Annotated in this window: 15 protein-coding genes; 11 read left to right on the top strand and 4 right to left on the bottom strand. The window is 57.0% G+C overall.

The genetic code is table 11. From position 1 onward, the window contains the following. Positions 1–29: 29 nt before the first annotated feature. A complete protein-coding gene (alaE, locus tag SK50_RS19175; RefSeq protein ID WP_045141881.1) occupies positions 30–479 on the bottom strand; it encodes an L-alanine exporter AlaE in 450 nt (149 codons plus the stop codon). A gap of 496 nt (positions 480–975) precedes the next feature. Between alaE and stpA the strand changes: the two genes are divergently transcribed. After that, positions 976–1,380, top strand: a complete 405-nt coding sequence (gene stpA / locus SK50_RS19170; protein WP_022651717.1) for a DNA-binding protein StpA — start codon at positions 976–978, stop codon at positions 1,378–1,380. A 37-nt stretch (positions 1,381–1,417) separates the two neighbouring features. Here stpA and SK50_RS19165 read toward each other — a convergent pair whose 3' ends face one another. Next, positions 1,418–1,597 (bottom strand): YodC family protein, encoded by a 180-nt coding sequence (locus SK50_RS19165; protein ID WP_032669335.1) that lies wholly within the window; start codon positions 1,595–1,597, stop codon positions 1,418–1,420. A 342-nt stretch (positions 1,598–1,939) separates the two neighbouring features. Between SK50_RS19165 and SK50_RS19160 the strand changes: the two genes are divergently transcribed. Further along, positions 1,940–2,098, top strand: a complete 159-nt coding sequence (locus SK50_RS19160; RefSeq protein WP_003862203.1) for a YqaE/Pmp3 family membrane protein — start codon at positions 1,940–1,942, stop codon at positions 2,096–2,098. Here the strand turns inward: SK50_RS19160 and SK50_RS19155 are convergent. Next, entirely contained in the window at positions 2,095–3,024 is a 930-nt protein-coding gene (locus tag SK50_RS19155) for a LysR substrate-binding domain-containing protein (protein WP_045344507.1), read from the bottom strand. The genes SK50_RS19160 and SK50_RS19155 overlap by 4 nt on opposite strands. Positions 3,025–3,344: 320 nt before the next feature. On the opposite strand from SK50_RS19155, the gene SK50_RS19150 reads away from it, so the two are divergent. The 7 genes from SK50_RS19150 (at position 3,345) to SK50_RS19120 (ending at position 11,798) form a co-directional block, all read left to right on the top strand. Then, positions 3,345–3,950, top strand: a complete 606-nt coding sequence (locus SK50_RS19150; RefSeq protein ID WP_015571649.1) for an ankyrin repeat domain-containing protein — start codon at positions 3,345–3,347, stop codon at positions 3,948–3,950. Between the two features lie 108 nt (positions 3,951–4,058). Continuing rightward, positions 4,059–5,600, top strand: coding sequence for an acyl-CoA synthetase FdrA (gene fdrA / locus SK50_RS19145; RefSeq protein WP_045344509.1), 1,542 nt, complete (start codon positions 4,059–4,061; stop codon positions 5,598–5,600). Further along, positions 5,600–7,015 (top strand): YlbE family protein, encoded by a 1,416-nt coding sequence (locus SK50_RS19140; protein WP_045344510.1) that lies wholly within the window; start codon positions 5,600–5,602, stop codon positions 7,013–7,015. The genes fdrA and SK50_RS19140 overlap by 1 nt, the downstream gene beginning before the upstream one ends. An 11-nt stretch (positions 7,016–7,026) precedes the next feature. After that, positions 7,027–8,607, top strand: coding sequence for a hypothetical protein (locus tag SK50_RS19135; protein ID WP_015571646.1), 1,581 nt, complete (start codon positions 7,027–7,029; stop codon positions 8,605–8,607). Then, on the top strand, positions 8,604–9,560 hold the full coding sequence (locus SK50_RS19130; RefSeq protein WP_045344511.1) for a carbamate kinase family protein: 957 nt from the start codon (positions 8,604–8,606) through the stop codon (positions 9,558–9,560). Before SK50_RS19135 ends, SK50_RS19130 begins: the two co-directional genes overlap by 4 nt. A 1-nt stretch (position 9,561) precedes the next feature. After that, positions 9,562–10,941: an amidohydrolase family protein gene (locus SK50_RS19125; protein ID WP_048229833.1), complete on the top strand. Its 1,380-nt coding sequence runs from the start codon at positions 9,562–9,564 to the stop codon at positions 10,939–10,941. A 125-nt stretch (positions 10,942–11,066) separates the two neighbouring features. Then, positions 11,067–11,798 (top strand): class I SAM-dependent methyltransferase, encoded by a 732-nt coding sequence (locus SK50_RS19120; RefSeq protein ID WP_048229831.1) that lies wholly within the window; start codon positions 11,067–11,069, stop codon positions 11,796–11,798. Here SK50_RS19120 and SK50_RS19115 read toward each other — a convergent pair. Further along, positions 11,795–12,397, bottom strand: coding sequence for a short chain dehydrogenase (locus SK50_RS19115; RefSeq protein WP_017382759.1), 603 nt, complete (start codon positions 12,395–12,397; stop codon positions 11,795–11,797). The genes SK50_RS19120 and SK50_RS19115 overlap by 4 nt on opposite strands. Before the next feature lie 97 nt (positions 12,398–12,494). On the opposite strand from SK50_RS19115, the gene SK50_RS19110 reads away from it, so the two are divergent. After that, entirely contained in the window at positions 12,495–13,382 is an 888-nt protein-coding gene (locus SK50_RS19110; RefSeq protein ID WP_015571641.1) for a LysR family transcriptional regulator, read from the top strand. Between the two features lie 20 nt (positions 13,383–13,402). Continuing rightward, the gene (locus SK50_RS19105; protein WP_017382758.1) at positions 13,403–14,584 is read left to right on the top strand and encodes an aminotransferase-like domain-containing protein; all 1,182 of its coding nucleotides are present in this window, start codon (positions 13,403–13,405) and stop codon (positions 14,582–14,584) included. Positions 14,585–14,610: the final 26 nt, after the last annotated feature.

The following is a 14,610-nucleotide window of genomic DNA, read 5'->3' as shown; positions in this document are numbered from 1 at the left end:
TGCGACTGGCCTGAGCCAGTCGCCTTACCTTACGCTTTTGCCTGGCTATAAGGGCTGACTTTAAACAGGCGGCGGCAGTAGTCAAGAAAGTAACCGTACACCGCACCCATCAGCATGGATACCACGATATTTGAACTTACCGCAGCGGCGATTTGATGCCAGTCTGCGCCCACCGTCAGCAAAATAACCACATACACCGGGGACTGGAACGTTACGTAAGCCAGCACGTCCGCCAGGTTTTTTACCCAACCCACCGGGCTAATACGCCGGGCTAAACGCATCACTGCATCGCGATACAGGCCGTACGGCCAGGCAATCATGATATTCACCGGAATGGCCACCAGGCGCGACGAGAGGGATTGCTCAAAGGACATTCCCGACAGGAAAATTTCAATCAGCATATTCACGACGGAACAGTAAACGACCATCGCGAACGTATCCGCTACCGCATGGCGCAGGCGAGACTGCGGTGAGAACATGTCTGAACTCCTCGAACAGGACAAAAAAGTGGCGTTTTACCTGCGGCCTTTAGTGCTTTAGGTTGGTTTGTTATGAGTGTATAGCGTATCTCTCTGGCTTTTAACTAACAAGTAGTGATTGATTTTTATTTACTGGCGATTTAGCCATAAAACTCTCTAAAGTTGTGCGTTTTTTGCGCGCTTCGTTATTTTCTCTCCTTGTCCATATTTTATTAAAATAAATCAATGGATTAGTTTATCAGTGCGCGTGTAAAACCTCTGTTGTGTGGGAGAGTGGAGGCGGTTTTTTGAACTGTTTTAAACAGGGGTTTTTGGCCTGGGGAAGGGCGGTATATTACGCATTAAAACAGACATATATTTCGGGGTTATATTAACGGGATATTCTAAAACATTTACAATAATGTCAAAACGTCAGGGTGGGTAGATATCAGAACAAAAATCAATTATTCTGTTGCCTGATTTATGTTATACACACGAAGAAAGGTTTTTCATTATTATGGCTTTAACGTTACAGAATCTTAATAATATTCGTACCCTCCGGGCGCTGGCACGTGAATTATCCATGGATGTTCTGGAAGAAGTGCTGGAAAAATTCCGGATTGTCACTGAAGAAAAACGCAGCGAGCAGGCTGAATTAGAGCGTCAACGCGCTGAACAGCAGGATAAAATTAATGCTCTGCTGGAACTGATGAAAGCTGACGGTATTTCTCCGAGCGATCTGTTAGGCAGTGATCTGGCGCAGGCGGGTCAGCCGACGAAAAAACGTAAAGCGCGTGCGGCGAAATATCGTTTTATTGACGCGAACGGTGAAGAAAAAACCTGGACCGGCCAGGGGCGTACGCCAAAGCCAATTGCAACCGCACTGGCAAACGGTAAATCGCTGGACGATTTCCTGATCTGATGATTATTCGGGCGGTGTATTCCGCCCGATTATTGACTTAGCAGACGCCAAAGTCACCGTCTTCGGAGTACAGAACCACGTCCGCCGATTTCAGGTGATATTTCTCGCCCTGCTCATTGCTGGCCTGCACAGCCACAATGTTTTCACCATTCACTTCGAGCACTTTCAGTTTCGGACCGCCCTGACGCGGTTGGACATAATCACCGACAGAAAACATAGCACCTCCTCATCATTGTCATGATCTTCACCATAGCCCACGTCCGGGGGCGGGGTACAGCCTAATCTTTCAGATACTCCTTATCAGGTACGTCGGTTCCACGGCATCACTTTCAGCAATCAGCGCGTTTGCCTGCTGCGGCGAAATAAGAGGAAGAGACATTGCGTTTCCTTACGGTCAATTTCAGAACAGTAGAGCATTTAAGGCGGGGGTTTAAGCCAGTGTAAAGAGGGTAAAGGCAGGTAAAAGCGCGAGAGACGCATGGCAGTTAACCGTAAACTGGCTACGCTTAGAGAAGTGTCTTTTATAATTTTCAATTGGTTAGCTTGCACGGAGTTTTTTATGGGTTTTTGGCGCGTTGTTTTTACGATTATTCTCCCGCCGCTGGGCGTGCTGCTTGGCAAGGGGCTGGGCTGGGCGTTTATTCTGAATATCCTTCTGACCATCCTGGGCTACTTCCCCGGTCTTATCCACGCGTTTTGGGTTCAGACGAAGAGCTAGGTACGCCACAGTAAGTCACTGTAGATCCGGGTCAGCACGCCTTCGGGGCCAAACTGCTGTTTGATCCAGCGCGTGACCTGACCGGTCGCCGCATGCTGCGTGGCGAGCAGCATGCGCGAATCCTGACGAGGATTATTGATCCGCCGCGTTACCAGCAGCCCGTCCTCCACCGCCTCACGCGTCATATATTCCGGTAAAAAGCCAATACCTTCCCCCAGGATCTGACACTGGCATTTCGTGTTGAAGTCCGGCACCAGAATCGCCTCCTGACCGTGAAGCAGCCAGCCCACCTTCTTGTTGATGGTATGCGCGGTGTCCTCGACCATGATATTGGGATACAGACGCAGCTGACTTTCGGAAATGGGCTCCGGGGCGAACGCCAGCGGATGCGTGGGCGCGATGGCAAATACCCAGCGGATCGCCCCTATCTCGGTGTAATCAATGCCGCCGCCGTCCAGCAGCGTATCCGGCGCGCCAATGGCGATATTGGCCTGATTATTAATGATGGAATCCCAGACGCCGTTATACACCTCGGTCGTCACCGTGATCTGGCAGGTGGGAAACTGTTTTTTCAGCACCTGGAGCAAACGCGCGGTATGGCGTGGCGTATACAAAAGCTGATTTATGCAGATGCGCACCCGCGTCTCAATGCCCTGAGAAATGGTATCAATCCCGCGCTTGATGGCATGAAAGTCATTCAGCAGGTCGGTCGATTTACGATAAAAATAAAAACCGGATTCGGTCAGCTCAATGCTGCGCGTGTTGCGTACAAACAGCACCACGTCCAGTCCGGTCTCCATGCGTTTGATGGTGTAACTGATGGCGGAGGTGGTCACGCCCAGTTCGGCAGCCGCTTTGCTAAAACTGCCAAAACGTGCCGCGGTGGTGAAGGCCAGCAAATTCTCTTCGGTAAAGATGGAATTCATATTATGGCTCCTGGTGACCATCAGTTTTGAACATATTTTAACGGCGGCGTTACATCATAGTTGATGTCGATCACAGTTCTGGATTTTTACGTAGAGCCGCGCTGTGTAAGGCTTTTTCAGCCATAAGGATAATGCAGCCTGAAGCGCGTAAAAGCGGTAAAACATAAGAAAAAGGTTGCACAGACGCACATTTCTCCCGGACTGTTGAATTTAACTCAACAATGAATTGCGTGTCGATGAATCATTTTTAAGCGGATTCTTTTATGACCAGGCTGTTGCTATTCTCAGGTCATCAGAAGTGAAACATAGGGAGTCTGAATATGTCTGCAACTGCACTGGTTACAGAATTTCTGCTGGCGGCAGAAGAGGGTAATATCGACGCGCTAAAAGCCTGCCTGGAGAAAGGCGTGGATATTAACGCGACCAACCGCCAGAAAAGAACCGCCATTATTATTGCCAGCCTGAAAAAGCATTACGCCTGTGTGGAGTTTTTAATTGCCGCCGGGGCGGATATTGATAAACAGGACCAGACCTGTTTTAACCCCTTCCTGATCGGCTGCCTCACCAATGATTTAACCCTTCTGCGCATTGTCCTTCCGGCAAATCCGGATCTCGATCGTCTGACGCGCTTTGGCGGCGTGGGCATTACCCCTGCCAGTGAAAAAGGGCACGTTGAAATCGTGCGTGAGCTGCTGGAAAAAACCGACATCAACGTCAACCACACCAATTTTGTCGGCTGGACGCCGCTGCTGGAGGCCATCGTATTAAACGACGGCGGCGCAAAGCAGCAGGAAATTGTGAAGCTGCTGCTCGATCACGGCGCGAACCCGCACATGACCGATAAATACGGCAAAACCCCGCTCGAGCTGGCGCGGGAAAAAGGCTTCAACGCGATCGCAGACCTGCTGCTGGCGGCAGGCGCATAGTGCATTCGGTCAGCCTTCCCCTGGCTGGCCGTTAATCAATAAACGCATTGTTACCGACGTGCATTTAGCACGACGGCGGCCCCCTTTTATCTTAAACAGGTGAAAATAATGCCAACCAAAATCGTCATAAAAAAGAATACGTATTTCGATTCGGTTTCCTTAATGTCGGTTTCCACCAAAGCCAATAAATTGCCGGGCGTCGAGCAGGCGTTTGTGGCGATGGCGACGGAAATGAACAAAGGGGTATTAAAAAACCTCGGGCTATTAACGCCGGAATTAGCGGACGCGAAAAACGGCGACCTGATGATCGTTATTAAAGGCGACGCGGCGAATGAGGAAACCCTGGCCGCCATTGAAGCGTTATTCACGCGTAAAGAGCGCACTGGCTCCCATGATGCACGCTACGCGACGATTGCCAGCGCCAAAACCCATCGTCCGGACAGCAACCTTGCGGTGATTTCCGTCAACGGCACCTTCGCCGCACGGGAAGCGCGCCAGGCGCTGGAAAACGATCTTAACGTGATGCTGTTCTCCGATAACGTATCGCTCGACGACGAGCTGGCGCTGAAGCAGCTGGCGCATGAAAAGGGTCTGCTGATGATGGGGCCAGACTGCGGCACCGCCATTATCAACGGCGCGGGGCTGTGCTTCGCCAACGCGGTGCGTCGCGGGCAGATTGGCATCGTTGGCGCCTCCGGCACCGGCAGCCAGGAGCTGAGCGTGCGCATTCACGAGTTCGGCGGCGGCGTGTCGCAGCTGATTGGCACCGGCGGACGCGATCTCAGCGAGAAGATCGGCGGCCTGATGATGCTCGATGCCATCGACATGCTGGAGGCGGACGACGCGACCCGGGTGATAGCGCTCATCTCCAAACCGCCTGCACCCGCGGTGGCTGTGAAAGTACTGGCCCGGGCACGCGCCTGCCGCAAGCCTGTGGTTGTGTGCTTCCTGGGCCGCAACGAACCGCCAGCCGATGAAGACGGTTTGCAGTTTGCTCGTGGCACCAAAGAGGCGGCCCTGAAAGCGGTGCTGCTTACCGGCATTAAAAAAGACGACCTGGATTTACATCCGCTCAACTGGCCGCTGATCGAAGAGGTACGCGCCCGGCTGACGCCGCAGCAGAAGTACATTCGCGGCCTGTTCTGCGGCGGCACCCTGTGCGACGAAGCGATGTTTGCCGCGCTGGAGAAATTTGACGATGTTTACAGCAACATCCAGCCGGATCCGGCCAGGCGTCTGAAAGACATCAGCGTCAGCCAGGCCCACACCTTCCTTGATTTCGGTGACGACGACTTCACCAACGGCAAGCCACACCCGATGATCGACCCGACCAACCGCATCAGCCGCCTGCTACAGGAGGCGCGCGATCCGCAGGTGGGGGTGATCGTGATGGATTTCGTGCTTGGCTTTGGCGCGCATGACGATCCGGTTGGGGTGATGATCGAGGCGATCAAAGAGGCACAGGCGATCGCGAAAGCCGACAACCGTCCGCTGGAAATTCTCGGCTACGTGCTCGGCACCGATCAGGATCCGCAGTCGTTGGCGCAGCAGTGCCAGCTGCTGACTGACGCAGGCGTCATCTGGGCCAGCAGCAGCACCAATACCGGATTACTGGCACGCGAATTTGTCTGCAAAGGGGAGAGAGCATAATGACGACCTTATTCAACCACCCTCTGAACGTGATTAACGTCGGGATTGCGATGTTCAGCGACGACCTCAAAAAACAGCACGTTCCCGTGACCCAGCTCGACTGGACGCCGCCGGGGCAGGGCAATATGCAGGTGGTGGACGCGCTGGATCGGCTGGCGGAAAAACCGCTGGCGGAGAAAATTGCCGCCGCGAACAAAATTGCCCTTGAGCGGATTATTCAGTCCCATCCGGTGCTGGTGGGCTATGACCAGGCCATCAACGTGGTGCCGGGCATGACCCGCACGACCATTCTGCACGCCGGTCCGCCTGTTACCTGGGAGAACATGTGCGGGGCAATGAAGGGTGCGGTCACCGGGGCGCTGGTGTTTGAAGGGCTGGCGAAAGATCTGGACGATGCGGCAAGGATCGCCGCCTCCGGAGATATTACGTTCTCGCCTTGCCACGAGCATGACTGCGTGGGCTCGATGGCGGGCGTCACCTCCGCGTCGATGTTTATGCACATCGTTGAGAACAAAACCTACGGCAACCGCGCCTTCACCAACCTCAGCGAGCAGATGGCGAAGATCCTGCGCATGGGGGCTAACGACCAGAGCGTGATCGAGCGCCTGAACTGGATGCGCGACGTGCTCGGCCCGATGCTGCGCGACGCGATGAAGATTATCGGCGAAATCGACCTGCGCCTGATGCTGGCCCAGGCGCTGCACATGGGCGACGAGTGCCACAACCGCAACAACGCGGGCACCACGCTGCTTATTCAGGCGCTGACGCCGGGGCTGATCCAGGCGGGCTATCCGGTGGCGCAGCAGCGTGAAGTGTTCGAGTTTGTCGCCAGCAGCGACTACTTCTCCGGTCCGACGTGGATGGCGATGTGTAAGGCCGCGCTGGATGCCGCCCACGGCATTGAGTACAGCACCGTCGTCACCACCATGGCGCGCAACGGCTACGAGTTCGGCCTGCGCGTTTCCGGCCTGCCGGGGCAGTGGTTCACCGGCCCGGCGCAGCAGGTGATCGGCCCGATGTTCGCGGGCTATAAGCCGGAAGACTCCGGGCTGGATATCGGCGACAGCGCGATTACCGAAACCTACGGCATCGGCGGCTTTGCAATGGCGACGGCCCCGGCCATCGTTGCGCTGGTGGGCGGCACGGTGGAGGAAGCCATCGATTTTTCTCGCCAGATGCGCGAAATCACCCTCGGCGAAAACCCGAACGTCACCATTCCGCTGCTGTCTTTTATGGGCATCCCGACCGCCATCGACATCACGAAGGTCGCGGGCAGCGGCATTCTGCCGGTCATTAATACCGCCATTGCCCACAAGGACGCCGGGATCGGCATGATTGGGGCGGGCATCGTTCACCCGCCGTTTAGCTGTTTTGAAAAGGCGCTGTTAACCTTCCGCGATCGCTACGTTCTATAAGGTATGCATCCATGAAAAACATGAAACTGGAGTGGAAAAGAGGTGACTGGGCAGCTTATTTCGGGTTGATGACCAACAACCTGACCAATTTGCTGACCATGATGGGGCTGCTCATTTTTGTCGTCGGCATCCCGAAGGAGATTGTTTATGGACGCATCGCGCCAGCCTTCGGGCTGGCGGTGCTGGTGGCGAGTCTTTGCTATACGTGGTTTGGCCTGCAAATGGCGCGCGCCACCGGACGAACGGACGTCACCGCGCTGCCGTCCGGCCCAAGCGCGCCGTCGATTTTTACCGTGACCTTCCTGGTCTTAATGCCGGTTTACCAGCAAACCGGCGATGCGGATTTCGCGATTCAGATTGGCCTGGTGTGGTGCTTTGTGGAAGCGATGATCCTCGCGGGCGGTTCCTTCCTGGGGGAAACCATCCGCAAGATGATCCCGCGTACCGTGCTGCTGTCGTGCCTGTCCGGTCTTGGCCTGCTGCTGCTGGCGATGAACCCGATGTTGCAGGCGTTCGAAGCGCCGACCGTGTCGTTTATCGTCCTGCTGCTGATCTTCATTAACTGGTTCGGTAAAAAGCCGATTTTTGCCAAAATCCCGACCGGCCTGCTGCTGTTAATTGCCGGTACTCTGCTTGCGTGGATCTCCGGCCTGCAAAGCCCGGATGCCATTAAAGCGTCCATGTCATCATTCGGCTTTAACCCGCCAGAAGTGCACGTGGACAGCTTCATGCAGGGACTGCCGCACGCGCTGCCGTATCTGGCGTCCGCCGTACCGCTGGGGCTGGCGAACTACATCTTTGACCTGGAGAACATCGAAAGCGCCCACGCGGCGGGGGATGAATACCCGACCCGCAAGGTAATGCTGGCGAACGGTCTGGCCTCGATGCTCGGCTGCCTGATGGGCAATCCGTTCCCGGTCACGGTATACGTCGGCCATCCTGGCTGGAAAGCGATGGGCGCCAGCATCGGCTACACCCTGGCGTCCGGCGTGACCATGTTCATCGTGCCGCTGTTCGGGCTGGGGGCCTTTATGCTCGCCATCATACCGATGACCGCCATCGTGCCGATTCTGGTGTTTATCGGCGTCGTCACCGCCAACCAGGTGGTGAGGGAGACCCCGAAAGTGGAGGTGCCCGTCATCTTCATCTGCCTGTTCCCGTGGATCGCCAACTGGGCGCTGACCATGATGAACAGCGTGATGAGCGCGGCGGGGACCAGCGCGGCGAAAATCGGCACCGACGTGCTGCACAGCAAGGGGATCTACTACGAAGGCCTGATGCATCTCGGCAACGGCGCGCCGCTCGCCAGCATGCTCTGGGGCTGTATCGCCATTTTCGCCATCCTCAACAAACCGCTGCGTGGGGCCGTCGCGGCGGCCGGTGGAGCGCTGCTGGCGCTGTTTGGGGTGATCCACGCGCCGGTGGTGGGCTTTGCCGAGGGCAGTTCCCTGATGTTCGTCACGGCCTACCTGATGATGGGCGGGATGTTTGTGGTGAAGCATGTGCTGGATACCTCTGTTAATCCCCCTCTCCCTGTGGGAGAGGGCCGGGATGAGGGCACCAGAACGCACCTTCTAAAGGAAACAAAATGAAAGAGCTTATGGTCGTCGCCATCGGCGGCAACAGCATTATCAAAGACAACGCCAGCCAGTCGATTGAGCATCAGGCGCAGGCGGTCAAAGCGGTGGCAGAGTCGGTGCTCGAAATGCTGTCCTCGGACTATGACATCGTGCTCACCCACGGCAATGGCCCGCAGGTGGGGCTGGATCTGCGCCGCGCCGAAATCGCCCACGAGCGGGAAGGGCTGCCGCTGACCCCGCTGGCAAACTGCGTGGCGGATACCCAGGGCGGGATCGGCTACCTGATCCAGCAGGCGCTCAACAACCGCCTGGCGGCGCGCGGGGAACAAAAAGCGGTCACGGTCGTCACCCAGGTGGAGGTGGATAAAAACGATCCTGGCTTTACGCACCCGACAAAACCCATCGGCGCGTTCTTCAGCGAGGCGCAGCGCGACGAACTGCAACTTGCGCACCCGGACTGGCATTTTGTTGAGGATTCAGGCCGGGGGTATCGCCGCGTGGTGGCTTCACCGCAGCCGCGGCGCATCGTTGAGTCGGATGCCATCAAGGCGCTGACGCAGAAAGGATTTGTGGTGATCGGCGCGGGCGGCGGAGGCATTCCTGTGGTGCGCAGTGAACAGGGCGATTACCAGAGCGTGGACGCGGTGATAGATAAAGATCTCTCCACCGCGCTGCTGGCGCGCGAGATCCGCGCCGACGTGCTGGTGATCACCACCGGCGTGGAGAAAGTGTGCATCCACTTCGGCAAGCCAAACCAGCAGGCGCTGAGCACGGTGAACGTGGCGCAGATGACGCGCTACATGGAAGAAGGGCATTTTCCGGCTGGCAGCATGTTGCCGAAAATCGTCGCCTCGCTGGAATTTTTACGCCATGGCGGCAGGAGGGTAATCATTACCTCGCCGGACTGCCTGCCCGCGGCGCTGCGCGGTGAAACGGGTACCCACATTATTAATGGAGGAAGATAAGATGAGTGAGAATAAAAGCCGCCGCGAGTTTATCAGCCAGAGCGGCAAAATGGTTACCGCCTGCGCGCTGTTTGGCGCCACGGGTTCCGTCGCGTATGCTGCCGATTCAGCAAAGGCAACCTGCGAGACGGGTAAACCGATGAACATCACCGCAAAACATTACTATCTCGACAACGTGCTGCTGGAAGCCGGGTTTAACTTCGACGGCAGCGTGGCGACAAGTACCCGCACCGAGCTGAAAACGCTGGAAATCAAAGACGGGAAAATCTTCGCCCTGCGCGACAACAACAGCCACGCGGACGCGACCCTGCCGCACTTCGACGCGGGCAAAAAGCTGATGCTCCCGGCGATGCGCGACATGCACATCCATCTGGATAAAACCTTCTACGGCGGCCCGTGGCGCTCCCTGAACCGTCCGGCGGGCACCACCATTCAGGACATGATCCGCCTGGAGCAGAAGCTGCTGCCGGAGTTACAGCCCTACACGCAAGAACGCGCCGAAAAGCTGATCGACCTGATCCAGTCGAAAGGATCCACCATCGCCCGCAGCCACTGCAACATAGAGCCGGTTTCCGGCCTGAAAAACCTGGAAAATTTGCAGGCGGTACTGGCGCGCCGGGGCGCAGGCTTTGACTGCGACATCGTTGCCTTCCCGCAGCACGGCCTGCTGCTGTCTCATTCTGAAAAGCTGATGCGCGAGGCGATGCAGGCGGGGGCGCATTACGTGGGCGGGCTGGACCCGACCAACGTCGACGGCGCGATGGAGAAATCCCTCGACACCATGTTCCAGATTGCGCTGGATTATGACAAAGGGGTGGATATCCATCTGCATGAAACCAGCCCGGCGGGCGTGGCGGCGGTGAACTACATGGTCGAAACCGTGGAGAAAACGCCTGCGCTGAAGGGGAAGCTGACCATCAGCCACGCCTTCGCCCTGGCGACGCTTAACGAGCAAGAGGTGGATGAGATCGCCACCCGCATGGCGGCACAACAGGTGACCATCGCCTCCACCGTGCCGATTGGCACTCTGCACATGCCGCTGAAGCAGCTGCGTGATAAAGGCGTGTTTGTCATGACCGGTACCGACAGCGTGATCGACCACTGGTCGCCGTACGGTCTGGGGGACATGCTGGAGAAAGCCAACCTCTATGCACAGCTCTATATTCGCCCGAATGAGCAGACGCTTTCGCGCGCGCTGGGCATCGCCACCGGCGACGTGCTGCCGCTAAACGATAAAGGTGAGCGCGTGTGGCCGAAAGCGCAGGATGACGCCAGCTTTGTGCTGGTGGATGCCTCCTGTTCCGCCGAGGCCGTGGCACGCATCTCTCCGCGTACCGCGACGTTCCATAAGGGGAATCTGGTCTGGGGCTCTGTGGGCTAATGTGGTGCCGGGTGGCGCTGCGCTTACCCGGCCTACGGTTCGGAGATTTTGTAGGTCGGGTAAGGCGAAGCCGCCACCCGACAATGCAGTATACTGCTATGCACATTCTTAAAGAGGGATCTGCCATGGCACAAAACATCTACGACAATCCGGCGTTTTTCGAAGGCTACGCTCAGCTTCCGCGCTCGGTGCAGGGGCTGGACGGCGCGCCGGAGTGGCCTGCGATCAGGGCGATGCTGCCGGATTTAACCGGCAAATCGGTTATCGATCTTGGCTGCGGCTATGGTTGGTTCTGCCGCGCGGCGCGTGAGCTGGGCGCGTCTGACGTCACGGGCGTGGATATCTCCGAAAAGATGCTCGCTCGCGCAGTGGAGCTCACCGCCGATCCACAGATTCACTATCAGCGTAGCGATCTGGAGTCTCTCAAGCTCAACGAGAACAGCCTCGATCTGGTCTATAGCTCGCTGGCGCTGCACTATCTGCCGGAACTGAACACATTATTTGCCCACGTTCAGCGCGCGCTTAAACCCGGCGGTTGCCTGGTCTTCTCAATGGAGCACCCGATTTACACCTGCGCCTCCCGTCAGGGCTGGCTGACGGACAACAGCGGCGAGCGGTTCTGGGGCGTGAACCATTATCAGGACGAAAGCCAGCGCGTCAGCAACTGGCTGGCAGACGGGGTGATTAAATACCACCGTACGCTGGGCACCACGCTTAACGCGCTGATCAAGGCCGGATTAACAATAAGCGAAGTCAATGAGTGGGGACCAACGCAGGCGCAAATTGACGCCTGGCCCGCGCTGGCAGAAGAGGCAGAGCGCCCGATGCTGGTGCTGATCGCCGCCCGTAAGGCTTAATAACCGACTTTATACACCCGCCCGCTCTGCACCCCTTCGACGCTGCGGCGGTAAGCCTGCGCAACGGTCGCGGCGGGAACGCTTTCAAAGCCCGGGAAGAAGCCGTCGTACGCTTCGGCGGATTCGGTCAGCACCGTCGGGCTGATCAGATTAATGCGAATACCGCGCGGCAGTTCACAGGCCGCGGCGCGCACAAACCCTTCCAGCGCGGCGTTAACCGTGGTGGCATTCACGCCCTGGGCAATCGGCTCGTGCGCCACAATCCCGCTTATCAGCGTAATCGAGCCACCTTCGTTCAGGTAGTGCTGGCCGGTCAGCGCCAGACGAACCTGCCCCAGCAGCTTATCCTGCAAACCCTGGTTGAACTCGCCGTCGGTCATGGTTGAGAGCGGGCCGAAGTGCAACCCTCCGCTGGCGGAGACAATCGCATCCACCGGACCGATCTTTTTGAACAGCGCCTGCACGCTCGCCTGCGAGGTGATATCCACCTGATGATCGCCCTGCGTGCGACCCACGCGGATCACCTCGTGGCGACGGCTTAGCTCTTCTGTCACAGCACGACCGACGGTACCGCTGGCACCAATAATGACGATTTTCATAGAAGACTCCTTATGTTGTGAGCCTTCATTCTTTAATAAATAAAAATTCAGATAAACTGGGCTGATGTTAGAAGATTGCTAACCAGAGGTTCGTAATATGGATAAGCTTCGCGGCATGGAGACGTTCATCGCGGTGGTGGAAAGCGGCAGCTTTACCGGCGCGGCGGCCCGGCTGGAGATGTCGGCGGTAATGGTCGGGAAGTATATTGCGCAGCTGGAATCGCAGCTCGGTACGCGGCTGCTGGAGCGCAACACCCGTCGCCAGAGCCTGACGGATGCCGGACGCGTTTATTTCGAAGAGGCCAGGCGCGTGCTGGAGCAGGTCTCGATTGCTGAAAACGCGGTTGAGCGTCTGCGAGCCACACCTGCCGGCACCCTGCGCGTGACGGCGCCTACCTCGTTTGGCGGCTGCGTTATCGCGCCTCTGACGGCCACGTTTTTGCAGCGTTACCCGGAAGTGCGCATCGAACTGGATCTCACCAACCGAATGGTGGATCTGGTAGAGGAAGGGGTCGATCTGGCCATTCGTATCGGTGAGATCCGTAATGAGGATCTGGTGGCGAAATACCTGTGTCCCTACAACATGGTGATCTGCGCCGCGCCGGATTATCTGGCGCGTCACGGTACGCCGCAAACGCCAGCAGATCTGGTGGATCACCTGTGCCTGTCGCACACGGTCTGGACGGCGCGTAACGAGTGGCGGCTGCCGGGAGTGGAAGGCGAAGTGCGCTGGAAGCGTGATGCCGTCTTACGATGCAATGACGGCTACGGCTTACGCATGGCGGCGCGAGCCGGGGCGGGACTCCTGCTGCAACCGGAAGTGCTGGTGGCGGAAGAGCTGGCGAGCGGCAGGCTGGTTCGGGTTCTGGAAGCGTTTACGCCCGCACCGAGGCCGGTGCATTTACTGTGGCGTCAGGATTTGCGGCCGCTGCCTAAGCTAACGGAATTTATTGCCCATATTCTGCTAAGATTGGGCACAATATAAAAAAAGAAGGTAAGTAAAGAATGTCTGCAAACAAACTCGCCAGCAGCGCGCAGGGCCTGCAATCCTCTGCCATCCGTGAATTATTAAAACATAGCAAAATGGCAGGCGTGATTTCGCTGGGTGGCGGTATTCCAAATCCGGACCTGTTCGATCATGAGGGTTTAAAAATCGCTGCTGATGCCGTGCTGTCTCAGCATTTTGGCGAAGCGTTCCAGTATGGCCTGACGGAAGGCGTCCCGGGGCTGCGCGAAGAGATCCAACGCATCTGTGAAGGTCGCGGCATCGCCTGTAAAGCCGATGACGTGGTCATTACTTCCGGCTCGCAACAATCGCTTGACGTGCTGGCGCGGGCGTTAATTAACCCGGGCGATACGGTCGTCGTGGAGCGGCCTACCTACCTCGCCGCGTTGCAGGTCTTTGGCCTGGCGCAGGCGAATTTTGAATCCGTTGGCACCGACGGCGACGGCATGAAAGTGGATGAACTTGAAGCGCTGGTAGCCACCAAAACCATCAAAGCGGTTTATATCGTGCCAACCTTTGGTAACCCGGGCGGCGTGACGCTCTCCGAAGCGCGTCGTAAACAGCTGGTGGAATTATCGAAGCGCTATGACTTCGTGATTATCGAAGACGACCCGTACAGCGAGATCAACTACACCGACGAAGCGTTCCGCCCGCTGATTGCTCATGCCAAAGATATCGGCAATGAGGATAACGTGGTGTACACCTCCACCTTCTCTAAAATCCTCGCGCCGGGCACCCGCGTGGGCTGGGTGCTGGTGCCGGAGTGGCTGAAGCGCGCGGTGGTGAACCTCAAGCAAACCACCGATCTGCACACCAGCACGCTGTCGCAGCTGATGACGTACGAGTATCTGAAAACCGGTCGTCTGGCGAATCAGATTAAAATGATCCGCGAAGCCTATCGCCAGAAATACCAGACCTTTGCAACGGAACTGGAAGCGGAGCTGGGCGATGTGATGTCGTTCCACAAGCCAAAGGGCGGCATGTTCCTGTGGGCGAAAATGAACAACGGCATCAATACGACGAAATGGCTGGAAAAAACGTTGAGCAACGGCGTCGTGTTTGTGCCGGGTGAGTTCTTCTACTGCAACGAGCCGGACCATACCACGCTGCGCATGTCTTTCGTTACCCCAACGGATGAGCAGCTTAAAGAAGCGGTTCGACGCCTCAAAATTTCCCTGTAACAGGATGCGCATAATGGCAGATGCCG

Origin of the sequence: Enterobacter sp. BWH64 (assembly GCF_001037645.1) — a bacterium.
Classification (GTDB): domain Bacteria; phylum Pseudomonadota; class Gammaproteobacteria; order Enterobacterales; family Enterobacteriaceae; genus Enterobacter; species Enterobacter hormaechei_C.
This window is presented reverse-complemented; position numbering and strand designations above follow the sequence as displayed.